Consider the following 25833-nt stretch of genomic DNA (forward strand, 5'->3'; position numbering starts at 1 on the left):
CCTTAAAGCGGAAAAGGTTTGTGCAAGGAGCTCGTATGTCACAACGCCCCCTGACCTCCACCACCGATGGCCGTATCAACCTTGAGCAGCAGCGCAAGCGCGCCAAGGAACTGCTACCGCGCCTGAAAGCCGAAAACCCCGGCGCCACGTTGTCCCAGGCCCAATGGCAGGTCGCCAGACAACTGGGTTTCAGCAGTTGGCCCAAGCTCAAGGCCCACGTCGACGCCCTCGATTTCGCCGCCCGCCATCCCGATTTCGACGCCAGCGATGAAGCCCGCACCACCCATTGGCGCTGCGGTAGTGACATTGCCCACAGCCTGCATCTGGCCGGGTTCAAGGGCCAGTTCCAGATGCTCACCGACCCGTTGTGCATGGGCCCGGTTCGCGACCTGCCCCGCGACGCATTCCGCGCGATGCGCAGTGCGTTCATCAGCCAGGCATTCACCTTGGACCTGGCCGATGTCACGCGTCGCGTCAATGATGAGTACAACCAGCTTGAAACCCTGGCCGACGCCGAGCACAGCGTGCTCTGGTGCGAGGCGGATGCCTATGACCAGTTGTTCCTGATCCGCGCCTTGGCCAGCCTTGAACGTGTACCCCGTAAGCTGGAGCTGATCGAGGTCGACCGCATCCCCGGCGTCGAACGCTTTATCGGCATAGGCCAACTGGCCCCCGATGTCCTCGCCTGGCTCTGGCCGCAACGACGGTTGATCGATGAGGCAGCGCTGCAACTGGCCCGTGAGGCTTGGGCAGCCTACTGCGACAGCGCTCCACTCAAGTTGGCCGCCCTGGCCCAGCACCCGCATCCCGCCCTGCCCTTGCTGGCACCCGCCTTGCTTCGACAACTGCAGGAATTGCCAGGCGCGAGGGATGGGTTATCGCTGACCGAACGCCTGTCCCTGGCGTACCTCGCCGAAGCCGGCCCGGTGACGTTCGGGCGCGTGTTTGCCGAATTGACGGCCAAGCGCGAACCGCTGCCGTTCCTGGGAGACATGATGTTTCACGCGCTGTTGCGGCCGTTGATCGATGGCGAGCAGCCGTTGCTGACAGAAACCGAGCCCCACCTCGAATGGCCTCGGCGGGTGCTGGCGCTGACGACACTGGGGCATCAAGTACTGAACGGCGACGCTTACTGGCTGGACCACGCCAGCCATGAACGGTGGGTCGGCGGTGTGAGCCTGAAGCCCGGCCAATGCCATTGGACCCTTGATAAACATCTGTCGCCCGTATGGCGGCCTTGACTCACCTGAGAGTGACCTGATTGTCACCTGCCTGCTGTCGACCGCCTTGATGGGATACCAGTAGCCCCCAGCGCCGGCGCCTGCAACCGGTACAGCGCGCCGTATGGGGATGATGGGGAGTTGCCGTTTGAACAAAAGCGGCAAGTCAAGCAACGAGCCTTGTTGTTGCGGTAATAGTGATTGATTGGCCGTGGCTCAGGCTTTCACGTTCTGCCGGATATTCCAGCCAAACTTCACCGCCCCACCGTCCTTGGTACCGTCGGCTTTCTGCGGCTGGTAACTGACCTCGACGGTGGCGAAGTTCAAGGCGATGTTGTCGTAGAGCACATCATCCTGACTTTGCGCACCGGTGCCGTAGGACACCACCATCACTTCCTTCAAGGTGATCACCAGGTACTCCACCGGGCTGGCTCCGCCCGCCTTGCGCACCACCAATTTGGCTTCGGGGTAATGCTTGCCACTGGCGCAGGCCATCATCAGGTTGGGGCTGGATTTATCCAGCGGTTTTTTCAGGTTCAGGTTGGCGATATTGACCTTGCCCGCACCACCTCCAGTGCCCGAGTGCATCGACCCTGTCTGCGACCCCCCCCAGGCCCATTACCTCCTATTTACCCTTGCCTTACTAAGCCCGCTGATCGGGCTTCTATGCCTGAACATCAAACGCCAACGACAAATGCGCCGAGAGATGTTGGAAATCAGGCATAAACGCAACGGCGTTATCGCGCCCCTGAAACAACAGGGCGGCTGGAAGTGGTGATGACCCTCAGGCCGCCTAGCTCCTTGCCGCCGTATGCCGATTCACCGGCACCGGCAACCCCAGGTGCCCACGCAGCGTGCTGTGGCTGTACTCACGACGAAACAACCCACGCTCACGCAGCAGCGGCAGCACCTGGTCGGTAAACCGCGCAAAGTCATCCGGCGCCCCTACATGGATGTTGAAGCCATCCACCGCCCCGTCCACAAACCAACGCTCGATCTCATCTGCCACGGTCTTGGGCGAGCCGACGAAGCTGGAGAACGGCTTGGCAAAGCGCAACGCCGCCTCACGCAGAGTCAGGCCCTGTTCGCGGGCGACTTGCTTGATGTTTTCGGCATGCCCGCGATAGCCATTGCTGCCCAGGTCGCCCAGGTCGGGGAAGGGTTCGTCCAACGGGTACTGGCTGAAGTCGTGGTAGTTGAACGGCCGCCCCAACTGCACCAGTGCCTTGTTCAAATCCAGCTCGCCATTGCGTTCGCGGTCGATGGCCTGGGCCTGCTCATCGGTGTCGGCAATGATCGGCGAAATACCCGGCAGGATGGTCACGTGATCGGGGTTGCGCCCGGCAGCGGCGGTACGTTGTTTGATATCGCTGTAATAGGCCTGGGCGTCCTCGAAATTACCCACCCCAGCAAAAATGCCCTCGGCATAGTTGGCCGCCAAGCTGCGTCCGGATTCGGAAATGCCCGCCTGGAAAATCACCGGTTGGCCTTGGACTGAGCGCGCGATATTCAGCGGCCCGGTCACCGAGAAGAACTCGCCGTGATGGTCGAGGCGGTGCTGGCGCTGCGGGTCGAGGAACACCTTGCTCGCCTTGTCGCGCACAAAGGCGTCGTCCTCGTAGGAATCCCAAAGGCCTTGCACTACCTCCAGGTGCTCGGCTGCCCGACGATAGCGCTCGGTATGGTCGATATGCTGCTCACGGCCGAAGTTACCGGCCGCGCCTTCCAGGCCGGTGGTGACCACATTCCAGCCGGCGCGGCCGCCACTGATCAGGTCCAGGGAGGCGAACTGGCGGGCGACGTTGAAAGGTTCGGTATAGGACGTGGTCAAGGTGGCGACCAGGCCGATCTTCGACGTCGCGCCGGCAATGGCCGAGAGCAGGGTCAGCGGCTCCAGGCGGTTGAGGAAGTGCGGTGCCGAATCGGGGGTGATGTAGGGGCTGTCGACGATGAACACCAGGTCGAACTTGGCCGCTTCCGCCTGCTGTGCCTGGGCACGGTACCAGTCGATATCGACACTGGCATTGCCCGGGATTTGCGGGTGCAGCCATTCGTTTTGCGCGGTGCCGACCCCAGTGAGGATGGCGCCGAATTTGAGTTGCCGGGGTGCTGTAGACATCGGGATTCTCCAAGGTGGACATAAGGATCATCTGGCTGAACCGGATAAAAGGTGGGAGCAAGCCCCCTCCCACCGTCTTTCCCGCTCGAATCAGGCTGTTCTGGCAGCGATGGCTTCGACTTCGACCAGCGCTCCGGGCAAGGGCAGCGCGACGACTTGCAACGCGGTGCGTGCAGGTTTATTCGGCTGTTCAGGGGTACCGAAGAACTGCGTGTACCCACGCTGCAACCCGGCGAAATCCAGCTTGCCGCCGGTTTCTGCGGCGCCCACCAGGAACACGCGCAGTTGCACGATATCGCCCAGGTCCAGGTCTTGCTGGCGCAGGATCTTGCGTATCTTGTTGAACACCGACACGGTCTGTACTTCGGTACTGCCATAGGCCGCTGGCGTGCCGGCCGGGGCGTTCGGATCAGCCAGGTCCGGCAAGGTGCCGCTGACGAAAACCAGGCTGGCGGACGCGGGTACGGTGACGGTCTGCGAGATCGGGAAATCGCCGACGCTGGTGCGTTGAATGCTGTCGCTCATGGTGGGGTTCCTCAGGAGGCGGCCACTGCCGCAAGGTGGGTTTGTCGGGTAACGCGCTCAGCCAGTTGCGCCACCACATGCCGCGCCGAGTTGGCCGCCGATTCCTGCCAGATGCCCACGCCGCTTTGCACCAGGCCGTCGCCGGCGAAGTACACGCGGCCGTGGCCTGCTTCGAGCAAGGCGCTGGCAGCGGCCGGGAAGTGCTCACGCTGCAGCCACGGGCCTTCGCTGAAAGGGATCTGTTCCCAGGACACCGCCAGTGGGTGGCGCAGGTACCTGGAATACCCAGGATGCAACAACTCCACAGCCTCCTTGGAGGTGGCGTACTGCTGGTCGAACGGTTGCGCGCCAAACACATCGGCGCCCTCCCCGGTCACATAGCCCGCCACCAACAAGCCCTCACGGGTGTTGAGGTCGTTGCTGGGGTACCAGAGCAGGCGCGCCGGGTGTTCGATCCAGGACAGGCCGCCGTAGGTGCGGTAGTCGGTTTCCCAGAAGCGCGGCGATTGCCACGCCACTTTCGTCGCCTGGTCGCTGCGGGTGCTGAGCAGCGCGGCTTTGATCGGGTCGCTGAAGTCGGTGTCGAGCCTGGCCACCAGCGGCAGCGGTAGCGTCGAGACCAGGTAATCGGCGCGCACCACCTGTTCGCGGCCGCTGCGCTGGTCGTGATAGGTGACCGCGACACCGTCGTCCAACTGGCGGATCTGGCGGACCTGGGCGCCCAACTGCACGTGATCGCTGACGCGCTGGTAGAAGGCATCGGTGATGCGGTCCATGCCCCCGACCGGCTGGAACATGGTGGCCGAGAACTCCGGGAATTCAGTGTGCAACAACGCGCCCCAGAGTTCGGGGTGCAGCAATTGGTCCAGCGCCAACGGGCGGCGGCTGGCAGGCAAGGCGCCAGGGTGGGCGGGGGATTCCAGGTGCCCCGAACGGATCGTGCCCTCAAAGGCCAGCTCCTGGGACAGGTCGCCATACACCTGCAGGAATGCCAGCAAGCGCGTGCGTTCCTCGGCGCTCAGCACATCGTCAAGCGCATCGCGCTGCACCGCTTTGGCCAGCAACCCGGACAAGTGCCCGCGCGCATCGTTGATCGCCTGGCCAACCGTAAACGCCGGCTGGTTCACATCCGGCCGTACCTGGGCGCCATGGCTGCTGTTGACCAGCACTTCCAGCTGCACGCCCAGTTCACTGCAATAGTCGAGGATCGTGCGGTGCTGGCTGGGAATACGCGCAGGCCCGGCATTGAAGTAATGCCCCGGGTCAAACGCTGCGGTCTGTGTACGGCCATCCTTGTAATCCACACGGTCGCCATGGCGCAGGGTCCAAGTGCGCCCGCCTACGCGGTCGCGGGCTTCCAGCACCTGCACGGCGAAGCCGGCGCGGGTCAGTTCCAAGGCGGTGACCAGCCCGGCAATCCCCGCACCGAGCACCAGCACGCGGGTGCCCTGCCCCAGGCCGTCCTTGAGTTTCAGCGGCTGCGGCCGTCGATGCGACGACGGCCCCAGGCCCAATACCGCCAGTGCGTCCTTCACGGCCTTTTCGCCGCCTACCGCAGCGATGCTGGATAAGGCTTCACGTCGTGTCAGTCCCATGGTCGATACTCCTTAATCCGGCAGGCCCGGTGGGTTGATCAGCGACTTGTCGACCCGCTCCACGTCCAAGCCCCAGCGTTGCAGCACCTGTTCGTATTGGCCGCCGGCAATCGCGCCTTCCAGGGCCGTGTGGATTGGCTTGACCAGGCCGTTGTCCTTGCGGGTGGTCACGGCAATGTCCGCCTGCAACGGCCAGCCACCGTTCACCGTGCCGACGCGCTTGATGCCGCCGGTGATCGCAGCCGAATAGGCGTACACCGAGTTAGGCCCGAACAACGCATCGCTGCGCCCGGATTGCACCGCCAGTTGCGCGGCGGCCTGGTCGTCGAAGTACTGCAACAGCGCGGGCTTGAGGCCAGCCTTTTCATTGGCCTCGTTCCAGGCCAGCAGGACCTTTTCCTGGTTGGTGCCGGAACCCACGATGATCTTCAGCCCGGCGATATCGGCCGCCTGTTTGATCTCGCTGATCTTGCTGGTGCTCTTCACATAAAACCCGAGCACATCCTGGCGATACGTGGCGAAGTCAAAGCGCTTCTTGCGCGCCTCGGTCACGGTGACGTTGCTGATCACCGCGTCGTACTTGCCCGAGCTGACGCCCAGGGGCCAGTCTTCCCAACTGGTCTGCACCACATTGAGTTGCAGGCCGAGGCTGTCGGCCACCAGTTGCGCGGTGTCGGCTTCGCTGCCGATGGTGGTCTTGTCATCGCTGGCCAACAGCGCCAGGGGCGGCCCGGCCACGCCGGACACGGCCACGGTGAACTTGCCCGGCTGGGCGAACTTGAAGCCCGGCGGGATCTGCGCGATGGCCGCTTCATTGCGCGGCGCATGGATGCGCGGGCGGTCGGGGCTGAGGTCGACCTGTTGCACGGCAAATGCGTGTTGCGCGGTGCTGACGGCCAGCGCCAGCAGGGCCACGCGGGCAGTATTGATAAACATGGGCAGTCACTCCGTGAACTAAAGCACCTTGCCGAGAAAGGCCGCGGTGCGGGGATGTCGGGGTTGGCGGAAAATCTGTTCGGGCGGGCCCTCTTCGATCAACTCGCCGTCGCAGAGGAACACCACGTGGTCGGCCACTTCGCGGGCAAAGCCGATTTCGTGGGTGACGATCACCAGGGTCACGCCCAATCGGGTGAGGCCCTTGATCACGTCGAGTACTTCGCCCACCAGTTCCGGGTCGAGGGCCGAGGTGGGCTCATCGAACAGCAGCACCTTGGGGTCCAGCGCCAGCGCACGGGCAATCGCCACGCGCTGTTGCTGGCCGCCGGAAAGCTGGCGGGGGTAGGCATCGACCTTGTCCGCCAGGCCGACCTTGGCCAGCAGCGCCGTGGCCTTGGCCTGGGCGTCGGCCTTGCTCCAGCGCTTGTGCGCCAGCGGCGCCTCGGCGACGTTCTCCCAGGCGGTCAAGTGCGGGAACAGGTTGAAGTTCTGGAACACGAAACCCACGTCGATACGGCGCTTGAGAATCTCGCGTTCCTTGAGTTCGTAAAGCAGGTCGCCCTTGCGTCGATAGCCGACGTATTCACCGTCGATGGTGATGTGCCCGCTGTCGATCTTTTCCAGGTGGTTGATGGTGCGCAGCAAGGTCGATTTACCCGAGCCTGACGGCCCGAGGATCACCGTGACCTTGCCTGGATCGATGGTCAGGTCGATGTCTTTCAACACCTGTTGATTGCCAAAGCGCTTGCCCACGCCCTGGATCTGGATACGGCCGGCGCGGGCGTCACTCATGGGATTTCTCCTTGAGCCAGCGACGGATGCGCTGCAGCGGGGTCGGCGGCAGTACACGCGCAGTGCCACGGGCGAAATACCGCTCGACGTAGTACTGCGCGCTGGTGAGCACGGTGGTGATGATCAGGTACCAGACGGTGGCGACGATCAGCAGCGGGATCACCGCCTGGGTGCGGTTGTAGATGACCTGCACGGTGTAGAACAGCTCCGGCAAAGCCAGCACGTAGACGATGGAGGTGCCTTTGACCAGGCCGATGATTTCGTTGAACCCCGACGGCAGGATCGAACGCAGCGCCTGGGGCAGGATGATCCGGAAGATACGCCGCGACGTAGGCAAACCGAGGGCCGCTGCCGCTTCATGCTGGCCGGCATCTACACCGATCAGGCCACCGCGGATGATCTCCGCCGCGTACGCCGCCTGCATCAGGCTCAAGCCCAGCACGGCCACGGTGAATTGGCTGAGCACGTCGACTGTCGACCACTCGGCGAACACCACGCCGGTGAACGGTACGCCGAGCACGATGTGGTCGTACAGGTAGGCGAAGTTGTAGAGGATGATCAACACCAGCAGCGCCGGCATCGAGCGAAAAAACCAGATATAGCCCCAGGCCAGGGCCGCCAGCAGTGGCGAGCCCGACAGCCGCGCCAACGCCAGCGCGGTGCCGAGGATGACGCTGAACAGCGTGCTCAGCAGCGTCAACAACAGCGTCTGGCCAAGGCCGCGCAGCACCGACGGCGAGAAGAACCACTGGCCGAACACGCCCCACTCCCAGCGCGGGTTGGTGGCCAGGGAATGCACGATGGCGAGCAGCACCAGCGCGGCAAAGATCGACCCGGCCCAGCGCCAGGGATGGCGCGCGGGCACCACCTGCAGGGCTTTGATCGGTGTGGACACACGGGCCTGGCGCACCGTGCTGGGCGAATCAATCAGGTCATAGGATTTGGCGACGATGGGCATGTGTGACTCCTCGGCCTTAGAAGGCATAGGTCAAGCGGGTGTAGTAATACCCGCCGGTAAAACCGTAGGGCGAATAGGTGCCGTAGCTGGCAAGCATGGTGCTGCTGGGCACGCCTTGTTTCTTCGGATAGAGGTCGAACAGGTTCTTGGCGCCGACGGCGATGTTCAGGTCCTTGGTGAGGTGGTAACCAAGGTCCAGGTCAGTGATCCACTTGGCGCTGTAGACGCGGTCCAGGTCGCGGTTGGCCGATGAGTTGACTTCCTTGTAGGTGCCGTAGCGGGTCAGGGCCAGGTTGAGGTTGAAGCGATCGATGCTCCAGTCGCCGCCGAGGATCAACTTGGTGTTGGGCTGTACCCCAGTGATCAGGTTGCGCGCCTGGCGATCCATCAGCTCATAGGAGGTGCCCAGGATGTTGGTGGACTCCTTGTAGTTGAGGATCTTGGTCTGGTTCCAGTTGAACGCCGCCGTCCACTTCAGCGAGCCGTATGGGCCAAGGTCCTGGTTGTAGCTGCTGACCAGGTCCAGGCCCTTGGTGCGGGTATCGGCGCCGTTGATGAAGTACTGGCCGCCGGAGGTGGAGTTGATGCCGTTGTTCTGCAATACCTGGGTGACTTCCGGGCCGAGCAAGGTGCCGGTGAGGGTGATGCGATCGCGCAGGTTGATCACGTAGGCGTCGGCGGTGAAGCTCAAGCGATCGGTGGGGGTCAGGGTAAAGCCGAGGCTGAAGTTGGTGGAGCGCTCGGGCTTCAAGTCCTCTGCGCCCAGGGCCTTGGCGGCGGCCGAACCGACTGGCAGGACACCGTAGTTGATCGACTGGTACACGCCGTCGACCACGCCATAGGTGGTCGAGCGCGCACTGAACAAGCTGTTGGCCAGGGACGGTGCGCGAAAGCCATTGCTGACCGTGGCGCGCACGGCAAATTGTGGGGTGAAGTCATAACGCGTGGTCAACTTGCCGCTGCGGGTGGCGCCCACGCCTTCGTTGTAATGCTCGTAGCGAAAGGCGGTGCCGATATACCAGTCGGGCAGCGGGTTGAAGCCCACGTCAACGTAACTGGCCAGGCTGTTGCGCGAGGCGCTGCTTTCTTCGTCCGGTGAAATGCCGTTGGTGACCTGGGCCCCGGACGAGGCGCAGTTGCCCGGCGCCACGCAGTAGCCGCCATTGGCGTAGGACGCGTAGTCTCCGGCCTGCACCTCATAGGTGTCACGTCGATGCTCAAAGCCATAGGACAGGTCCAGCGGCTTTTGCAGGCCGATATCGAAGCCGCGCTTGAAGTCGAGGTTGGTGGTCAGCTCGGTGGAAATCCACGTGCCGGAGGTGAAGCTGTTCGGCGTGGCCTCGCCTAAGGAGGGGTTCTGGTTATGGGTGGTGCCCTGCTCCGCCTCGTTGCGCCCATAGGTGGTGGACAAATCCCAGTCCCACGCGCCCACGCTACCTTTGCCACCGAATGCGGCCTGGAAGTCGTCCTCGTCGATGTACCAGGTCGGCGTGTAGCCGGACGGGTAGCCATTGGGTCCGGTGGTGATGGTGTTGGTGATGGTCGGCAGACGGAAGTTCTGACCCTGCTCGGCCTTGCGCCGCGAATAGGTCGTGAAGGAGTACAGGCTCAAGCGGTCATCGATCGGCAGCTCGGCGTTGTAGCCCAGGGTCAGCAGGTTGGTCTTGGGCGTGCCGTAGCCGCCGTAGGTCGACTTGCCGGCCAGGCCATAGGCTTGCTCATAGGTGTAGCCGTTGGCGCTGGCCTTGTTGTCATCATTCTGGCTGCGCGCGTCCAGGGCCAGTTGCACGATGCCGCCGTTGCCGATTTCAAACCCCTTGTTGAGGCTTTGCTGCACGGTCTGTTTCTTGCCGTCGTAACCCTGGCCGACATGGGTCACCGAGGTGCCACTGGTATCAGCCTTGAGGATCACGTTGATCACCCCGGCGATTGCATCGGAGCCGTACTGGGCGGCGGCGCCATCGCGCAGCACTTCCACATGGTCGATGGCGCTGATGGGGATCAGGTCCAGGTCTGCCGGCGCGGCGCCAGTGTTGATCCCGTTGATGTTCAGGGTCGCGCTGGTGTGGCGGCGCTTGCCGTTGACCAGCACCAGCACCTCGGCGGCGCTCAGGCCACGCAGGTTCGGGGCACGGGCCATGCCGCTGGCGTCCCAGCCGGTTTTTTCCGGCAGGGTCAGCGACGGGATCACCGCGCTCAGCGCTTCCATCAAACCGGGCTTGCCGGTGTTCTGCAATTGCTTGGCGCTGACCACATCGATCGGCACCGGGCTGCTGGTGACCGTGCGCTGCTCGGCGCCACGGTTACCGGTGACCACCACGGTGGACAGGGTACTGTCGTCCTGGGCCTGTACCGCTGCGGCCAGCACGGCCAGCGCCAGTAAGACGGTCGGTTGTAAGACTTGCTTCATAGCCACTCCAGACATTCCAAATCGCGAAGTCGGGCAGTCACGCGGGCGGGCGCGGTGCTCGTTTTTTCAGGGGTATTGCGGCGATTGGTGACTAGGTGTGGGGCAGTCGAGGGGGTTGAATCGGCAACATACGTTGAGCTCCCTTCCAACGATTCTGCCGCGGGGCTATCACCCGGTTATGGCGCGCAGAATCTGAATCACGCTGGGTACCATCCGAGGTCAGGGGTAGGCTGTTGCGATCAAACATAACGGAATGGGTTTTGAAAATATAATGCTGTTTTGGTATAAGCTAATATTCTCTAATTTTATTATTTTTTAGTTTTTTTATTCATATAAATAATGTCTTTTTGAGGTTGGTCTTTATCTCAGGCCCAGATCTATCTGATATCGGGATATCAAACTGTGGGAGGGGGCTCGCGTACATCGCCTCCTGTAGGAGCGAGGGGGACGCCTAGTTCTTGCTCGCGAAAAACGTCAACGATAACGCGTGCCTCCTGAATGAACGTGGCGCCTGTGAGTTTTTCGCGAGCAAGCTCGCTCCTACAAAAAGCCTTAACTGACTGGCATTACGGCAAGCCCCCTCCCACATTTCAGTTAGCCGGCTTTAACAACTGCATCTGCTGGCGATAATCATCCGTCACCTGCCGCGCCTGGCTGCTGCTGGTAATCACCCTGGGCGTAATCAGCACAATCAACTCCGTGCGGTCCTTGGACTTGCTGGTATTGCCAAACAACCAGCGCAACCCCGGAATCTTCCCAAGGTAAGGCACCGCACTGACGCTCTCCGCGTTGTCCTGCTTGATCAAACCGCCCAGCAACACCGTTTGCCCACTCTGGACCGCGACCTGGGTCGATACCGAGCGTGTGGAGATACGCGGGTTGGCCTGGGTGTCGTTGCTGGACGCCTGCTGGTCCTGGGCATCGCTGACCTGTTGCTGAATATCCATGTACACCAAACCACCCGGATTAATCCGTGGCACGACGTCGAGGATCACCCCGGTCTGCACATATTCAACACTGCTCAACGTGGTGTCGGAGGTGCCGGTGTTGACCGTGGTCTGGCTGATCGGGATGTTGTCGCCCACCTGGATCTGCGCCGGCTGGTTGTTCATCACCACCAGCGACGGCGCCGACAGCACCTGGGTGCGGCCGTTGGTTTCGAGGGCGTGCAGGGCCACTTGCAGGTTGGAGCTGACGAAGGAATAGAACAACGAATCCGTCGCCCCCAACCCTGCCCCGCCGCCGCCCAAGGCGCCTTGGCTGCCGGCGGCGTTGCCCACGGTGGTGCTGGTGGAATTGCCCGCCAGGCGACCGAGGTACCACTGCACACCAAGGTCCAGCTCACCCGTGAGCTTGACCTCGAGGATGCGCGTTTCGATCTGCACTTGCAGCGGAGGGTTGTCGAGGCGCTTGATCGCCGATTCGATCTCTTTCCACTGCACCGGGCGCGTGCGCACCAGCAGTTGGTTACTGCTTTTTTGCGCGGTGATGCGGGTGCCGGCGTCGAGGCTTTTGGCCGGGGCGTCTTCGCTCGCGCCCTGCTCGGCGCTGTCCTGCTCGGCTTCGGGTGCCTGCTCGTCATCCTCCGCAGGCGGCTGGTTGCTATTGAGGTTGTTGCTCAGGCCACCCGGCGTGCTGCCGGAGGTGCTGTTGGTGCCCGCCGAGGACAAGGTCGCGGTGCGCAAACCAGGGGCGACCTTGGCCGGCGTGTCGTCCTTGATCGCGCCCGTGCCGTAGATCTGCCGCAGGTACTTGGCCAGGTCGGTGGCCTTCATGTTGCGCACGTCGTAGACATACATCTGCGGCTCGTTGCCGCCGCCCTCGTCGATGGTGTGAATCCAGTCGCCGACTTCGCTGAGGTACTGCGGCTGCGATGAGATCGCCACCACCGAGTTGGTCCGCTCGATGGGCAAAAAGCGCACCATGCCCGCCAGGGGCATGCCGCTGTCGGGGCCGAACATTTTTTGCAGCTCGGGCATCAGCTCGGCCACCGACGCGCGTTGCAGGCCGAACACGCCCACCGACATGCCCTTGAGCCAATCTACGTCGAAGGTGTCGATGGTGTCCTGGTAGTTGGCCAGTTCCTCGGGAGTGCCGGCCAGGCTCAGCACATTGCGCGCCGGGTCCACCAGCAGGAAGGCGTTCTCGCGAGCGAACGGCTTGAGCAGTTTCTGCATCTCGGTGGCCGAGATATAGCGCAGCGGAAACAGGCGTGCCGACAGGCCGCTGGAGGGTTGCGACACGCGCATCTCCGGCACCAGCTTGCCCGCCACCGCCTGGTTGGCCGGCAGGATCACATAGCGGTTGCCCTGCTTGATCATGGCGTTGTCGGTCCACGACAGCAGGGTCTCCAGAATCGACAAGGCCTGCTGCTTGTTCACCGGCTTGGAGGTGGAAAAGCTGACATTGCCCTTCACACCCTGGGCGATGCTGTAGTTCTCGTGCAGCAGGTCGCCCATCACGCTGTTGATCACGGCTTCGATCGGCTGGTCAGCGAAGTTGAAGACGATGTCGCCGCTGCCCTCCTCCTTGGCGGCCGAGACCGCGGCCGGTTGGCGCACGAACTGCTGGTTGCCACGTATCAACTGGCGCTGGGGCGGGGTTTTCGCCTGGGGTTGGCCGCTGTCGACCGGGGCCTGTTCGCTGGCCGGGTCCACGGGCGGGCGCTGCGAACCGGTGCCCTGCATCGCCTCATGCAACAGGGCCTCGTCCGGGTCGAGATGCTCAGGGAATGTGCCGCAGCCACCGAGGGAAACGGCGGTGGCCAGGCAGAACACGGTGGTGCGCAAGGCGCCAGGGAAGGTATCGATCAAGGGGTGGACTCGTGAGGAAGGGTAATCGGGGCGGTGGTGGACGGCGGCGGCAAACGCAGGGCACGCAGGCTCAGGGTTTGCGTGCGACCGTCGAGTACAAAGCGCGCATCGCGGGGCGTGAGGTGTTCCAGGCGCCAGCCATTGGGCAGGGTCTGGCCCTGGTGGACCTTGAGCGGTGGGCCGTCGGCACGTTTGAGCAGCGCCACGCGCAGGTCGCCGTCGAGGACGATACCGGTCAGCACCAGGCTCGACAGGCTGGAGACGGCCGCCTGGCCCACCGCACGGTCAGGGCTGCGGTCGGGGCTGAACAGCGGTGCTTGCCAGGTGCCGGCCAGGCTTTCGAGGGTCGCGCTCGGTGCCACCAGTACCTTGGCGGCGGTATTGGCGCGCGCATCGGGGGCCGGCGCCGGCAACCACTGCGGCGCATCGCCGATGCTGCTGAGGATGCCGACCATCAGCAGGCCCAGCAGCCCGGCCACACCGAGCAACAGCCATTCCAGGGGACGCAATGCATTGATCATCGCTGCACCTGCCGGGCGGCGGCCGGTTGCAGGTAACCGCGCACCAACAGGTGCACCACCAATTGCCCGGCGCCGCCGCTGGCCGGCGCGTTCGGCGGGCGGCGGATGCTCATCTCGTCGACAAACAGAAATGGCCGCTGGTACTCCAGTTCATGCAGGATCGCGGTCAACGGCTCGATGGCGCAGTTGAGGGTCAGGCTGACCTTGACCTGGCGATAGGGCTCGGCGTCGTCCTGCTCCGGGGTGATGGGCATGCGCTGGGTCAGGCTGCAACCGCCACCGAGGCCGGCGCGGCTGTTGATCAGGTCGGCGATGCGCTGCATCAGGTCCGCCGCCACCGCACTGGGGTCGTCGCCGGGCAACAGGCTGGTGCTGCTGGCCGGGTCCTGCCGCGCTTGCTCCAGCTGTTGGCGCAGGCTGTCGCCCTGGCGCAACACACCGGCGTAGCGTTGCTGCTGTTCACGCAACTGCTCGGCCTGCTCGCCCATGCTGCGCAGGGGGCCGGCGAACCAGCTGTCGATCAACAGCCAGTAACCGGCGCCGAGCACCAGGGCCAGGGCGATCAGGGCCGCGCCACGGCGTTCACGGGGTGTCAGTGGTCGGCGCATCGGCGGCCTCCTGGTGCAGGTGGGCGCGCAAGGAAAACTGATCCTTGCCGGTTTGCGCATCGGGTTGGATCACCCCTTCGAACTGGGCGTTTTCCAGGCTGTGGCAGGCCTTGATCCGGGTGATCAGCGCACTGGCCTTGGCGCTTTGCCCGGAGAAGGACACATCGGCGCCGTCGTTGACTTCCAACTGGTCGAGCCAGGTGTCCGACGGCAGGCACGCGGTCAGCTCGTTGAGCAGCGCCGCCAGCGGCGGTTGAGCGGCCTTGCGGCGAATCAGGTACTGGGCGGCGCCACGGGTATTGAGCAGTTGCTGGCGCAGGGCCTGGATCTCGGCGACCTGGGCTCTCTGCTCGCGCACACTGTGCTGCATGGCATCGAGCACGCGCTGGCGGTCGTTGAGCCACAACAGCATCGCCGCAATCACCAAGGCGCCGCACAACCACGGCAGGCTGCGTTGCAGGCCCTTGCCCTGGGGGCGCTGGCGCGGGCGCAATGGCGCCGGCAGCAAGTCGATGCCCATGGGGTTGCCTGCGCTATCGGCGACATCCACGGCATGGGGCTGCAAGCCGAGGGCGCTGCAGTCGATAAGGATCTGGTCGAGGCGCTCACGCAGGATCGCTACCAGCGTGACATGCAGGTGGCTGGGGGTGCGGCGTTCCTGGCGCGCGACAAAGTACAACTGGGCGGCGTCGAACGGCGTGAAGCGGTCCAGTTCATAGCCGACCACCGTCGACAGGTTGCGCGCCGCCGCCGGAGGCAATTGCAGGGTTTGCACCAGCACTGTTTCCGGCGGCAGCACCAGCACCTGACGCGCTTCGCCAGGGCGCTTTTCGACCGCCGCGGTCAACGGCCAGGCGTAGACACGCTCGGGGATATCGGCGAACGACAACCACGCCGGCAGGCAGCCACGCAGCTCCTTGAGCCACAGGCGCCAGCCCAGTTGCAGCAGGCTGCCGCGCCAGCGCTGGGTGATGGGCTGTGCCAGCGCCTGAAGCCGCGCGGTTAGCTGTTCGTTCATTCTTGCCAACGTAGGACTCGATAAGGTTGTGCGCTGCCTTGCGCGGGGCTCAATAACACGGTGGCTTGCACCTGGGCGTGGTAACCGCCGGGGCGTTGTGCGCGACTGCTGACCACCAGCACGTCGCCGGGATCGGCACCCACCGCACTCGGGTGCGGCAGGTTCAGCGCGCGGCGCATCACGGCACTGGCGAATGCCGGATCAGGCCGGTCCAGGCCACTCCACAGGCTGATCTCGGGCACCAGTTCGCTGTACAGCGCCTGGGTCATGCCCGGCAGCTGGCGCACTTCTTCCACCACCCGAAACGGCGCCAGGCCCTGGTTGCGGCGTACTTCCAAGGCCCTGGCAAGCTGCTTGGCCTGGGCCTGGGTCGCACCGCAGGCCAGGGCCAGGCGGGCGAAATCGCCCACTTCGGCGCTGTTCAAATACAACTTGCCGCGCTCGCTGTGCAGGCTGACGCGCAGCTGCGCATCGTCGAACACCAGCGCGATTTCACGCCCGTCGGCAATCCACTGCTTGCGCTGCAACGGGTCCGCGACGGCCTGCATCGCCAGCGCCACCCCGGCCTCGGCGGCCAGCACCGCCTGGGTGTGTTGACGGTGCCAGGCGGCCTGGCGCGTTTCCAATTGCACCCAGCCGGCCAGGCCGCCCAACAACAGGCTGAGCAAGGCCAGCACCCACAGCACCAGCAGCAGGGCCACACCGCGTTGATGCTTGATCATTCGGGCGCCCCGCCGGACAGGTTCAGGCGCAAGGCAACCACCTGGGTCACCCATGGCACCGGCCCATTCACCCGCGCGTCAATCCGCACCGCGTAAGGCAGGCGCTTGGTCCACGGCCACGTACTGATCCAGCCGGTGGCCTGGCCCTTGGGCGACACGCCGCGATAGCTGAATTGCAGATCCTCGACATCCTTCAACAACACTTGCGGCTCACTGCGCGAGGCCGGGACGCTGACTTGCGCCGCGGACTCAAACCGTGCGAACGCCACCTGCAAGTCGCGCTGCGATTCAGGCCCCACCAACTGCAAGGTGAAGCGCTGAATCCCGCCACCGAGCACACCCGGCAAGGTCGCGACAAATTGCATGCGCTGGGGGCCACCGGCAAAAAAGCCATCGGTCTGGCTGTCGTCCTCGGTCACATCCAACGGCAACGCCTCGCTGATGGCGGTGCGTAAAAACTGTTGCGCGGCGCGCATTTCATCCAGGCTGACCGTGTAGCGCTGGGCCTTGAGCACGGCGCGATTGGCGCCCAGCAAGGCGCCGCCGACCAGGGTCAGCAACACCCCGAGCAGGCTGAGAACGATCATGATCTCAAGCAAGGTGAAGCCCTGCTGACGCGCCTTCACAAGCCAGCCCCGAGGCCGGCAGCGCGCAGTTTCAAGGTGCTGAAACTGGCACGGCGCGGGCCTTCGCTGACGGTGAGATCCAGGCGAAACAGATGCGCCTGGCCAACGCGGCTGGGCTGTTGGGCGATGCGCAGTTGCCAGGCGATACCGTCCAACTCGCCCTGGCGTATGCCGCTGGCCAAAGGCCCGGTGCCTTCCTGATCCATCACACTCAAGGCCGCATGAGTCAGGCGGTCGCTGTGGGACACCTGCAACAACGAGCGCGCGCTCTGGCCGAAGGCGACCAGCAGCACCGTGCTACAGATCGCCATCAGCGTCAGCGCGGCGAGCATTTCCAGCAAGGTAAAACCCGCCTGGCGCTTCATGGCAGCGCCTTGGACTGCACGCTGCCGGTCAGCCAGCCGATGTCGATGCGCCAACGCCGACTGCCGTTGGCCAGCAACACATGGCCCCCCGTGGAACTGCCATCGGGATAGAAATCCACTGCCGCGCCGGCTTGCTCGGCGGTGTGCAGGGTCACTTGCAGCCCGGCCGGCCAATACTTTTTCGGACGGCCCGGCGCCTGCACGCTGAGGTTGCGCAAATCGAACACGGTGCTTTCGGTGGTGCCGCTGACAATCGCCCGCGCCCGCGTGCTGCGCAATGCCTCGACCACCTGCCCGACGGCCTGGCGTTCTTTGGCGGCGCGCAGGCCTTGTTGCAGGCCAAACCCGACCAAACCGGCCGCGATGCTGATCAAGACGATCACCACCAGCATTTCCAGCAGGGTAAAGCCGCGTTGGGCGTTGGCCATGGTCGTGGGTTATTCCCAGTTGCCCAGGTCGGCGCTGTAGCCTTCGCCGCCGGGCTGGCCGTCCTGGCCGTAGAAAATCAGGTCGAACGCACCGTGCTCACCCGGGAAGCGGTAGCCGAAGGCATGACCGAACGGGTCCTTGAGGTCTGACGGCTTGGCGTACGGCCCGGCCCAACCGGCGCTGTTGCCCGGCTTGTCGACCAGTTGCTGCAGGGTCTTGGGTGGCGAGCCAACGTCCAGGCCGTAGCTTTCGATCTTCATGCTCAAGCTGGCCAGTTGGGCCTTGCCCGCGCCGTACTTGCCCTTGTCCACGTTGCCGCCGACCTGGCGGACCACGATGGTCGCGACGATGCCCAGCAGCACGATCACCGCGAGCATTTCCAGCAAGGTAAAACCGCCCTGGCGGCGGGCGGACTTGAATCGGGTATGGCGCATCAGCGTGTTTCCTTAAGGGTTCATATATTGCTGGTCAGGCTCATCAGCGGCAGCATGATCGCCAGCATGATCACCGCCACCAGCACCGCCATGACCACGGTCAGGGACGGCACCAGCGCGGCGAGCAGGCGGTCGATGCCGCGTTTGGCTTCGACGTCGAACACCTCGGCGACCTTGAGCAGCATGCTGTCGAGTTCGCCGGCCTGTTCGCCGACTTCAATCATTTGCAACGCCAGATCGGGCAACAGCGGCTCGCTGCCGAAAGCGCTGGCCAGGGTGCCGCCGCCTTTGACCGACTCGGCGGCCTGGGCGACCTGGGCTTGCAGGGCGCGGTTGGTGCAGACCTGGCGGGCAATCACCAGCGCTTGCAGCAGCGCCACACCGTTGCTGAGCAGCGTGCCGAGGGTGCGGGCCAAGCGGGCGGCTTCGACCCGTTGCAGCAGCGGGCCGATGATGCGGATGCCCAGCACGCGGCGGTCATAGCGTTCGCGGCGCTGGGGGTCGCGTAGACGTGCGGCCAGCGCCCATGCGCCGACAATCAACCCGGCCAGCACCACCAGGCCGTAGGCCCCGAGGAATTGGCCAAGGCCCAGGATCACCTCGGTGATCAGCGGAATCGGCACGCCCAGGTCCTTGAAGATCGGCACGAACTGTGGCACCACGTAGGCCAGCAGCAAGGCCAGCGAACCGAGCACGCCGACCACCAGAAAGGCCGGGTAGATCAACGCGTTGATCACTTCGCCCCTGAGTAACTGGCTGCGTTCCAGGTAATCGCTGAGCTGGCGCAGGGTGTCTTCGAGGGCGCCGCCCGCCTCACCGGCACGGACCATACTCAAGTACAGCGGCGAGAATTGACTGCCCTCCGCCTCCAGCGCCTTGGATAACGGCTGGCCGGCCTTGACCTGTTCGCGGATGCGCTCGATCAACGCGCGGGTCTGCGGCTGGCCGGGCTGCTTGAGCAGGATGCCCAGGGAACGCTCCAGCGGCTGACCGGCGCCCAATAGGGTGGCCAACTGTTGCGTGAAACTGACCAGCGCCGCGCCGTTCAACTGACCCCGGCCGAAGGCCTTGCGCAGGCCCTGGGCGCCCGCCACCTCGATCTGCAACAGCAACAAGCCACGCTTGTGCAGCGCGGCGACGGCGGCGTCCTGGTCCTTGGCTTCGAGGGTGCCGTTTTGCGCCTGGCCCTGGCCGTCGAGGGCACGGTATTTGAACAGGCTCATGCGCCCTCTCCACGGGTGACGCGCAGCACTTCTTCAAGGGAGGTGACACCCGCCACGGCCTGGCGCAGGCCTTCTTCATGCAAGGTGCGCAGGCCGCCACGGCGGGCGGCCTGTTCGAGGGTGGCGGCGTCGGCCTGGCGCATCAGCAGGCTGCGCAGTTCGTCGTTCATCACCAGCAGTTCGGTGATCGCACTGCGGCCGTGGTAGCCACCGCCCGGCGCATCGGCGCGGGGGCGATAGAGCAGGATCGGGCGCTGCTCGGTAAACCGATCCAGGCCGTGCTCGGCGATCAATTCCGCAGGGGCTTCGAAGGCTTCGCGGGTGGCCGGGTCCAGGCGTCGCACCAGGCGCTGGGCGAGGATGCCGTTGACGGTCGAGGCAATCAGGTAGCTTTCGACGCCCATGTCGAGCAAGCGCGTGATACTCGCGGCCGCGCTGTTGGTGTGCAGGGTCGATAGCACCAGGTGGCCGGTGAGGGACGACTGGATGGCGATGCGGCAGGTTTCCAGGTCGCGGATTTCACCGATCATGATCACGTCCGGGTCCTGGCGCACGATGGAGCGCAGCGCACCGGCGAAGTCCAGGCCGATGGCCGGCTTGACCTGGATCTGGTTGATGCCTTCAAGCTGGTATTCCACCGGGTCTTCGACGGTGATGATCTTGCGCTCGGCGGTATTGAGCCGCGACAGCGCGGTGTACAGGGTGGTGGTCTTGCCCGAGCCGGTGGGCCCGGTGACCAGCAGGATGCCGTGGGGCCGCTCGAGCACTTCGAGGAAGGTTTCCAGGCGCTGGCCATCAAAGCCCAGGCTCTGGAAATCGAATTGCACGGTCTGGCGGTCGAGCAAACGCATGACCACCGATTCGCCAAAACTGGTGGGCACCGTGGACACCCGCAAGTCCAGCTCCTTGCCCTGGATGCGCAGCATGATGCGCCCGTCCTGGGGCAGGCGCCGCTCGGCGATGTCCAGGCGCGCCATGATCTTCACCCGCGAAATCACCGCCGCCGAAGAACTGGACGGCGGGGCTTCGGCTTCGTGCAGCACGCCGTCGATGCGGTAGCGCACCTTGAGCTGGTTTTCGAAGGGTTCGATATGAATATCCGAGGCACGATGTTCCACCGCGCGCTGCAGGATCAGGTTGACCAGGCGAATCACCGGCGCTTCGGAGGCCATGTCCTTGAGGTGTTCGATGTCTTCCAGGGCACTGCCCTGCTCGTCGAGGTTTTCGATCAGGGTGCCCATGGCCGAACGGCCCTGGCCGTAGTAGCGCTCGATCAGGGTTTCGACTTCGTTGCGCGGGCCCACGGCCAGCCACACGGGTACGCCGCAGGCATAGGCGATGGCCTGGAACGGGTAGACCAGCGACGGGTTGGCCGCCAGTACCCGCAGGCCGCCCTGGCTCCAGCCCACGGGCACCACCTGGTAGTGGTGCATGAAGCGTTCGGTCAATACCGGCAACGGATCAAGCAGCGGCGGCGCCGCATCGGCCAGCAGCAGCGGTGCGCCGAGCAGGTCCGCCCAGGCACGGGCCAGTTCCACTTCCGAGACCAGCCCTAAACGTGTGAGCAGGCCGAGCAACTCGGCATCGCCGCCCTCCTGGGACAGGCGCCGGGCGCGCTCCAGGTCAACGGTTTTCAACCCAGCGTGTTGCATCAGCCACGCGCAGACCTGTTCGGTGTGCGGGATGTGCAGTTGGCAGGCATCGATGGGCGTTGAGGAACTGGGCATGGGTGACTATCTGAAGGGCGATGTTCTAAAGGGCGTTGGGAAACCCTTGTGGGAGGGGGCTTGCCCCCGATAGCGGTGGGCCAGCTGCCGTATGCGCCGGCTGATACACCGTTATCGGGGGCAAGCCCCCTCCCACAGGGGACCGCGTTTCCCCGATTAGTTCGAGGTCTTCGGCGCGGCCTGGCTGCTGTTCAGCGGCCGCCCGCCTTTGGTGGTTTCGGTCTTCTGCTTCTTGGCCGCCTTGGCATCGTGGCTCTGGGTCAGCACGGTGGAATCGGCGGCGCCTGACTTGGCATCCGCGTCGGTGGCATCAGCCGCCATCACCGCACCACTTAGCGCAACGCCCAATACAACACCGGCACCCAACAGGGAAATCTTCATCAACTTTCTCCAGATCAAAAACAGCAAATAGCCCAAGTGGCGCCTTGAACTCGATCAAGACCCTACACCAAAGCGTTGTGTATGACAGCTTGTGTAAACATGGCACTTTAGAACCATCGAGCAATGCCACTAGTTAGCCATGCCAGGATGTTTTTTGTTAAACCAATCGACTGGTAGGTTTAGTCTTAGTTCCAGAACGTAAGAAATTATTTCTTATTTCACGCAAAAATTAGCTTTCGTTTGACTTACAATCGCAAGAATTGCCTTAATTATGCCGTTTTAGCGGTTCAAAATGCCATCCCGTGATATCGCTTAGACACTACCCACAACAATAACCAATACAATTATTAAACTTATAAAACTGCGAATTTCGCCAAATAGTTGCAATTAGCCATCGGTTAAAAATTGCGATCACGGGCAACTTTTGCCCAGAAAAAAGTGACGAGGTGCAGTGCAATACGCACTTCTCGGCGCGCCATGTTTACTGAACTGTTGTCGGAGAGTCCCATGAATAAACGCAAAATGATCGGTGCACAGTCGGCATTCGCCCTGCTGGCACTGGCCGTGTCCCAGGTGCATGCAGCCACCAGCCCCGCCCTGGATGAAGGCCGGGTAAGCCGCGCGGAAAAAGCCGCGGACAAGACCCTGGCGAAGATGACGATGGAAGAAAAACTCGCCTACATCGGCGGCACCGGAGGCTGGGACGTCAAGCCACTGACCCAGTACGGCATCCCGCAGATTCACGGCGCCGATGGCGGCGTGGGCGTGCGCTACACCAGCGAAGGCAACGCGCAGGGCGTGGTCTACCCGTCGGGGCCGAACCTGGCCGCCAGCTGGAACCCACGTCGCGCCATCGACCTGGGCCGTGCCCTGGGCTATGACACCGCCAGTGGCGGCTATCAGTTCGTCACCGGCCCAGGCGTGAACCTCTACCGCATGCCGTACAGCGGCCGGGCGTTCGAGTACTTGTCCGGTGAAGATCCGTTCCTGGGCGCCAGCCTCGGGCCGGCGGTGATCAACGGCATTCAGTCGCGTGGTGTGTGGGCCAACGCCAAGCATTTCGCCGCCAACGACCAGGAAAGCAACCGCTTCCACCTCAATGAAATCATCAGCGAACGCGTGCTGCGCGAGATGACCCTGCCGCCGTTCGAGTCCGCCTCGAAGAACAGCAAGGTCGCGATGATGATGTGCGCCTTCCAGCAGGTGAACGGCGAGTTCGCCTGCCAGAACAAGCACCTGATGCGTGACATCCTCAAGACCGAATGGGGCTACCCGGGGTTCGTGCAGAGCGACTACAACGCAGTGGTCAACGGCTTGCCGGCGGCACAGGCGGGTACCGACCTGGACATGATGGGCTACCAGATGAACAGCACCATCCTCAAGCCGTACCTGGACAGCGGCGAGCTGAGCAGCGCGACCATCGATGACAAGGTGCGCCGCATCCTCAAGCAGATCTACCTGTACAAGTTCGACAGCAAGGCGCCGCTGACCAGCCACAACATGAACAGCGCCACCAGCAACCGCGTGGCCCTGAACGCTGCCCGCGAAGGCATCGTGCTGCTGAAAAACCAGCACAGCCTGCTGCCGCTGGACGCCAAAAAGGTCAAGCGCATCGCCGTGGTCGGCACCCTGGCCAAGTACGCGCCACCTACCGGTTTTGGCAGCGCCAACGTCATGGCCGCCAACTACATCAGTGAGCTGAGCGGCTTGCAGCAACTGGCGCCGGGCGCCAAGGTCGAGTTCATCGACGGGCTGTCCCTGGACCCCGCCACCTCGACCTGGACCCATGCCGACAGCCATGGCAACCGCGTCAAAGGCTTGAAGACCGAGTTCTTCAGCAACACCAACTGGTCCAGCGACCCGGCCGCCAGCCGCACCGACACCCATGTCGACCTGGACTGGTCCACCGACAGCCTCCCAGTGAACGGCGATACCGCCGCCACCTCGATTCGCTACAGCGGCCAGATCACCCCGACGGTCAGCGGCGAGCAGGTGTTCAAGGTGCGTGCCGACGGCGCCGTGCGCCTCTACGTCAACGGCCAGAAAGTCCTCGACAACGGCGACGGCAAACCGCTGCCGAACAACAGTATTCCGCCGACCATTCCGGTGTTTGCCAAGGTCAACCTGGAAGCCGGCAAACCGGTCGACATCAAGCTGGAATACTCACGCCGCAACGGCTACCTGTCGACCATGGGCGGCCTGGTGGGCGTGCAGATGAGCTGGGCCTCGCTGGTGGCACCGCAGGACCTGGCCCAGTACGACGCGGTATTGGTCGCGGCCGGTAACAGCAATGAATACGAAGGCGAAGGCTTCGACCACAGTTTCGACCTGCCCGAGTACCAGAACCTGCTGATCCAGAGCATCGCCAAGGTCAACCCGAATACCGTGGTCACCCTGCACGGCGGCACCGGCTTGAAGATGAGCGACTGGATCGACCAGGTACCGGCCGCGCTGCATGCGTTCTACCCTGGGCAGAACGGCGGCCAGGCGTTGGCGGAGATCCTGCTGGGCAAGGTCAACCCGTCGGCCAAGCTGCCGATCAGCATCGAGCGCAACATCGAAGACAACCCGATCTACGCGACCTTCCCCAAGTTCGACAACCAGGAAACCCTGGCCGAGATGAGCTACAAGGACGACCTGTTCCTGGGCTATCGCGGCTACGAGAAAAAGGGCATCAAGCCGCTCTACCCGTTCGGCTACGGCTTGTCGTACACCACCTTCGGCTACAGCAACATCAGCGTGACCCCTGGGGTGGCGGTGGCCGGTGCGCCGATCAAGGTGTCGTTCGACCTGGCCAACACCGGCAAGGTCGCGGGCGCCGAAGTGGCCGAGTTGTACGTGGGCCAGAACAACCCGAAAGTCGAACGCGCGATCAAGGAACTCAAGGGCTACAAGAAAGTGTTCTTGAAGCCGGGCGAGAGCAAGCGCGTGACTATCGAGCTCAACGATCGCTCGCTGGCCTACTACGACGTGGCGAGCAAGCAATGGGTCGTGGATGCCGACAGCTTCAACCTGTCGGTGGGCGCGTCGTCCCAGGACATTCGCCTGAACGCCAAGCTGGTCAACCCGTTCCGCCAGGAACTGTCGACCACCACCAGCAACCCACTGCCGCGCTCGGCGCTCAACTCGACGCTACGTGAATCGGAGGTGAAGACCGGCGGTGTGCTGCATCAAAATGAAGGGGATAGCGGCACCAGCGACGGTGATGGCTATGACATGAGCGATGACAGCAGCCAGGGCAGTGCCACCGGTAACTGACCTCTGTGGGAGGGGCGGTGCGACGATTCGACTTGCCCCCGATGAGCATGGGTATCTACACAACGTTGTATTAGCCAACGGTAACCACGATGCGAAGCGAGCCGCCCTTGATCTTGCTTTAGATCTTGATCTTGATCTCAGGCGCCCCGTTAAACCACGCTGGCCGCAATTCGATAGTGATTTGGGGGGTAAACCGGCAGGGATGCCGGTTTAGCCGCCCCGCGCCATGGATGGCGCGTGGCGGCGGCCCCCCAAATCACTGTCGGATTGCGGGCACACCGAGCCTGGGCGAGGTGCCGAGTGGTGGGGCAAGAGCCCTTTGCTTACTTTGGGGCTTTTCCAAAGTGAGCCGCCGTAAGGGCGGAACCCTAAGTCGCCGTTACCGCAGCAACGGATATGTACCCGGTCCAATCCAAAAAAATAGTCGGCCCAGAGGCCGCCATCGGGGGCAAGTCGAATCGTCGCACCGCCCCTCCCACATTTGACTGTGTTCGACTCAAGTTCTGATGGCTGCCTCGACCCGCGCGATGTAGCTGTCAAACCGCGCCACCAGGTCCACCTGCTCCGGAAAGCGCAGCCACTGGATCTGCAAGCCGTCCATCATGGCCAGGATTTCTTCCACCAGCCCGGCGATGTCCACATCGCTGCGCACCTCCCCCGCTGCGACCAGGTCGGCAAACTGCCCCTGCATACGTTGCTGAATCGCCGCATAGCGCGCCTGGAACCAGGCCCAGGCCGGTTGGGTGTCGAGCAGGCTTTCGGCATTCAAGATGGTAAACGCGCGCACCACGCCCGGCGCGGTGGCGTTCGAACGGTTGATCGCGCGCAGGCTTCCGAGCAACCCGGTCAGCGACTTCTCCGCGCGCACTTCATCGGCAATCCGTTGATTGACCTCGTCGCGACGTTGCAACACGCCCATCAATAATGAAATTTTGCTGGGGAAGTGATGCAGCACACCGGCCACGGAAATACCGACGATGGCCGCCACCTTGGCCACCGAAGCGCCGCTGTAACCCTCCAGGGAAAACACCTGCAAGGCCGCGTCCAACAGCTCTTCGCGGCGTTTTTCACCTTTGGGCGCGCGGCGGGTCTTGGGGGCAGGCTCGGTCATGGGGAGGTCCTTGTGGGCAGGCTTGCACCGTATCCAAATTGC

General features: G+C 63.6%; 22 protein-coding genes and 1 pseudogene. 2 read left to right on the forward strand and 21 right to left on the reverse strand.

Annotation, left to right across the window (positions count from 1 at the left end; all coding sequences use genetic code 11):
- Positions 1-35 precede the first annotated feature (35 nt).
- Positions 36-1241: a DUF1835 domain-containing protein gene (locus QU606_RS23965; protein WP_168232088.1), complete on the forward strand. Its 1206-nt coding sequence runs from the start codon at positions 36-38 to the stop codon at positions 1239-1241.
- A 195-nt stretch (positions 1242-1436) separates the two neighbouring features.
- On the opposite strand, the pseudogene QU606_RS23970 reads toward QU606_RS23965, so the two are convergent.
- The 20 genes and pseudogenes from QU606_RS23970 to QU606_RS24065 form a co-directional block, all read right to left on the reverse strand.
- Positions 1437-1838, reverse strand: a pseudogene (locus tag QU606_RS23970) (Hcp family type VI secretion system effector); the annotation flags it as partial.
- Between the two features lie 175 nt (positions 1839-2013).
- Complete coding sequence (locus QU606_RS23975; RefSeq protein WP_024076397.1) at positions 2014-3339, reverse strand: LLM class flavin-dependent oxidoreductase; 1326 nt, start codon at positions 3337-3339, stop codon at positions 2014-2016.
- A 90-nt stretch (positions 3340-3429) separates the two neighbouring features.
- Entirely contained in the window at positions 3430-3864 is a 435-nt protein-coding gene (locus QU606_RS23980; RefSeq protein ID WP_193689560.1) for a RidA family protein, read from the reverse strand.
- 11 nt (positions 3865-3875) lie between these two features.
- Positions 3876-5459, reverse strand: coding sequence for an FAD-dependent oxidoreductase (locus QU606_RS23985; RefSeq protein ID WP_277379452.1), 1584 nt, complete (start codon positions 5457-5459; stop codon positions 3876-3878).
- 12 nt (positions 5460-5471) lie between these two features.
- Positions 5472-6395: an ABC transporter substrate-binding protein gene (locus QU606_RS23990; RefSeq protein WP_024076400.1), complete on the reverse strand. Its 924-nt coding sequence runs from the start codon at positions 6393-6395 to the stop codon at positions 5472-5474.
- Positions 6396-6413: 18 nt separating this feature from the next.
- The gene (locus QU606_RS23995; protein WP_024076401.1) at positions 6414-7187 is read right to left on the reverse strand and encodes an amino acid ABC transporter ATP-binding protein; all 774 of its coding nucleotides are present in this window, start codon (positions 7185-7187) and stop codon (positions 6414-6416) included.
- On the reverse strand, positions 7180-8145 hold the full coding sequence (locus tag QU606_RS24000) for an amino acid ABC transporter permease (RefSeq protein WP_304997600.1): 966 nt from the start codon (positions 8143-8145) through the stop codon (positions 7180-7182). The genes QU606_RS23995 and QU606_RS24000 overlap by 8 nt, the downstream gene beginning before the upstream one ends.
- A gap of 16 nt (positions 8146-8161) precedes the next feature.
- Positions 8162-10555: a TonB-dependent siderophore receptor gene (locus QU606_RS24005; protein WP_304997601.1), complete on the reverse strand. Its 2394-nt coding sequence runs from the start codon at positions 10553-10555 to the stop codon at positions 8162-8164.
- A gap of 590 nt (positions 10556-11145) precedes the next feature.
- The gene (gspD, locus tag QU606_RS24010; RefSeq protein ID WP_150296294.1) at positions 11146-13368 is read right to left on the reverse strand and encodes a type II secretion system secretin GspD; all 2223 of its coding nucleotides are present in this window, start codon (positions 13366-13368) and stop codon (positions 11146-11148) included.
- Entirely contained in the window at positions 13365-13889 is a 525-nt protein-coding gene (locus tag QU606_RS24015) for a general secretion pathway protein GspN (protein WP_024076405.1), read from the reverse strand. The genes gspD and QU606_RS24015 overlap by 4 nt, the downstream gene beginning before the upstream one ends.
- Positions 13886-14497 (reverse strand): type II secretion system protein GspM, encoded by a 612-nt coding sequence (gene gspM / locus QU606_RS24020; protein WP_024076406.1) that lies wholly within the window; start codon positions 14495-14497, stop codon positions 13886-13888. The genes QU606_RS24015 and gspM overlap by 4 nt, the downstream gene beginning before the upstream one ends.
- A complete protein-coding gene (locus QU606_RS24025) occupies positions 14472-15515 on the reverse strand; it encodes a PilN domain-containing protein (RefSeq protein WP_102625080.1) in 1044 nt (347 codons plus the stop codon). Before QU606_RS24025 ends, gspM begins: the two co-directional genes overlap by 26 nt.
- Entirely contained in the window at positions 15512-16237 is a 726-nt protein-coding gene (locus tag QU606_RS24030) for a hypothetical protein (protein ID WP_024076408.1), read from the reverse strand. Before QU606_RS24030 ends, QU606_RS24025 begins: the two co-directional genes overlap by 4 nt.
- The gene (locus tag QU606_RS24035; protein ID WP_069076603.1) at positions 16234-16863 is read right to left on the reverse strand and encodes a prepilin-type N-terminal cleavage/methylation domain-containing protein; all 630 of its coding nucleotides are present in this window, start codon (positions 16861-16863) and stop codon (positions 16234-16236) included. The genes QU606_RS24030 and QU606_RS24035 overlap by 4 nt, the downstream gene beginning before the upstream one ends.
- Complete coding sequence (locus tag QU606_RS24040) at positions 16860-17228, reverse strand: type II secretion system protein (RefSeq protein ID WP_069076602.1); 369 nt, start codon at positions 17226-17228, stop codon at positions 16860-16862. The genes QU606_RS24035 and QU606_RS24040 overlap by 4 nt, the downstream gene beginning before the upstream one ends.
- On the reverse strand, positions 17225-17656 hold the full coding sequence (locus QU606_RS24045) for a type II secretion system protein (protein WP_069076601.1): 432 nt from the start codon (positions 17654-17656) through the stop codon (positions 17225-17227). Before QU606_RS24045 ends, QU606_RS24040 begins: the two co-directional genes overlap by 4 nt.
- A 9-nt stretch (positions 17657-17665) precedes the next feature.
- Complete coding sequence (gene gspG, locus QU606_RS24050) at positions 17666-18091, reverse strand: type II secretion system major pseudopilin GspG (RefSeq protein WP_069076600.1); 426 nt, start codon at positions 18089-18091, stop codon at positions 17666-17668.
- 20 nt (positions 18092-18111) lie between these two features.
- Positions 18112-19314: a type II secretion system inner membrane protein GspF gene (gene gspF / locus QU606_RS24055; protein ID WP_069076599.1), complete on the reverse strand. Its 1203-nt coding sequence runs from the start codon at positions 19312-19314 to the stop codon at positions 18112-18114.
- Positions 19311-21041 carry a type II secretion system ATPase GspE gene (gene gspE, locus QU606_RS24060; RefSeq protein WP_024076414.1) on the reverse strand — a complete coding sequence of 577 codons (1731 nt, stop codon included), beginning with the start codon at positions 21039-21041 and terminating at the stop codon, positions 19311-19313. The genes gspF and gspE overlap by 4 nt, the downstream gene beginning before the upstream one ends.
- 156 nt (positions 21042-21197) lie before the next feature.
- Positions 21198-21422 carry a hypothetical protein gene (locus QU606_RS24065; protein ID WP_041160973.1) on the reverse strand — a complete coding sequence of 75 codons (225 nt, stop codon included), beginning with the start codon at positions 21420-21422 and terminating at the stop codon, positions 21198-21200.
- 507 nt (positions 21423-21929) lie between these two features.
- On the opposite strand from QU606_RS24065, the gene QU606_RS24070 reads away from it, so the two are divergent.
- Positions 21930-24680 carry a glycoside hydrolase family 3 protein gene (locus QU606_RS24070; protein WP_304997602.1) on the forward strand — a complete coding sequence of 917 codons (2751 nt, stop codon included), beginning with the start codon at positions 21930-21932 and terminating at the stop codon, positions 24678-24680.
- 496 nt (positions 24681-25176) lie between these two features.
- Here QU606_RS24070 and QU606_RS24075 read toward each other — a convergent pair whose 3' ends face one another.
- Complete coding sequence (locus QU606_RS24075; RefSeq protein WP_024076417.1) at positions 25177-25791, reverse strand: TetR/AcrR family transcriptional regulator; 615 nt, start codon at positions 25789-25791, stop codon at positions 25177-25179.
- Positions 25792-25833 lie beyond the last annotated feature (42 nt).

Source organism: Pseudomonas sp. OVF7 (genome assembly GCF_030644265.1).
GTDB lineage: Bacteria > Pseudomonadota > Gammaproteobacteria > Pseudomonadales > Pseudomonadaceae > Aquipseudomonas > Aquipseudomonas gorinensis.

Coding starts and splice junctions, on each gene's coding strand:
- QU606_RS24030 (WP_024076408.1), bottom strand. CDS start 16,237: ATGATCAAGCATCAACGCGGTGTGGCCCTGCTGCTGGTGCTGTGGGTG.
- QU606_RS23995 (WP_024076401.1), bottom strand. CDS start 7,187: ATGAGTGACGCCCGCGCCGGCCGTATCCAGATCCAGGGCGTGGGCAAG.
- QU606_RS23980 (WP_193689560.1), bottom strand. CDS start 3,864: ATGAGCGACAGCATTCAACGCACCAGCGTCGGCGATTTCCCGATCTCG.
- QU606_RS24070 (WP_304997602.1), top strand. CDS start 21,930: ATGAATAAACGCAAAATGATCGGTGCACAGTCGGCATTCGCCCTGCTG.
- QU606_RS24005 (WP_304997601.1), bottom strand. CDS start 10,555: ATGAAGCAAGTCTTACAACCGACCGTCTTACTGGCGCTGGCCGTGCTG.
- QU606_RS24065 (WP_041160973.1), bottom strand. CDS start 21,422: ATGAAGATTTCCCTGTTGGGTGCCGGTGTTGTATTGGGCGTTGCGCTA.
- gspE (WP_024076414.1), bottom strand. CDS start 21,041: ATGCCCAGTTCCTCAACGCCCATCGATGCCTGCCAACTGCACATCCCG.
- gspG (WP_069076600.1), bottom strand. CDS start 18,091: ATGCGCCATACCCGATTCAAGTCCGCCCGCCGCCAGGGCGGTTTTACC.
- QU606_RS24000 (WP_304997600.1), bottom strand. CDS start 8,145: ATGCCCATCGTCGCCAAATCCTATGACCTGATTGATTCGCCCAGCACG.
- QU606_RS23965 (WP_168232088.1), top strand. CDS start 36: ATGTCACAACGCCCCCTGACCTCCACCACCGATGGCCGTATCAACCTT.
- QU606_RS24075 (WP_024076417.1), bottom strand. CDS start 25,791: ATGACCGAGCCTGCCCCCAAGACCCGCCGCGCGCCCAAAGGTGAAAAA.
- gspM (WP_024076406.1), bottom strand. CDS start 14,497: ATGCGCCGACCACTGACACCCCGTGAACGCCGTGGCGCGGCCCTGATC.
- gspF (WP_069076599.1), bottom strand. CDS start 19,314: ATGAGCCTGTTCAAATACCGTGCCCTCGACGGCCAGGGCCAGGCGCAA.
- QU606_RS24025 (WP_102625080.1), bottom strand. CDS start 15,515: ATGAACGAACAGCTAACCGCGCGGCTTCAGGCGCTGGCACAGCCCATC.
- QU606_RS23990 (WP_024076400.1), bottom strand. CDS start 6,395: ATGTTTATCAATACTGCCCGCGTGGCCCTGCTGGCGCTGGCCGTCAGC.
- QU606_RS24045 (WP_069076601.1), bottom strand. CDS start 17,656: ATGGCCAACGCCCAACGCGGCTTTACCCTGCTGGAAATGCTGGTGGTG.
- QU606_RS24015 (WP_024076405.1), bottom strand. CDS start 13,889: ATGATCAATGCATTGCGTCCCCTGGAATGGCTGTTGCTCGGTGTGGCC.
- QU606_RS23985 (WP_277379452.1), bottom strand. CDS start 5,459: ATGGGACTGACACGACGTGAAGCCTTATCCAGCATCGCTGCGGTAGGC.
- QU606_RS23975 (WP_024076397.1), bottom strand. CDS start 3,339: ATGTCTACAGCACCCCGGCAACTCAAATTCGGCGCCATCCTCACTGGG.
- QU606_RS24040 (WP_069076602.1), bottom strand. CDS start 17,228: ATGAAGCGCCAGGCGGGTTTTACCTTGCTGGAAATGCTCGCCGCGCTG.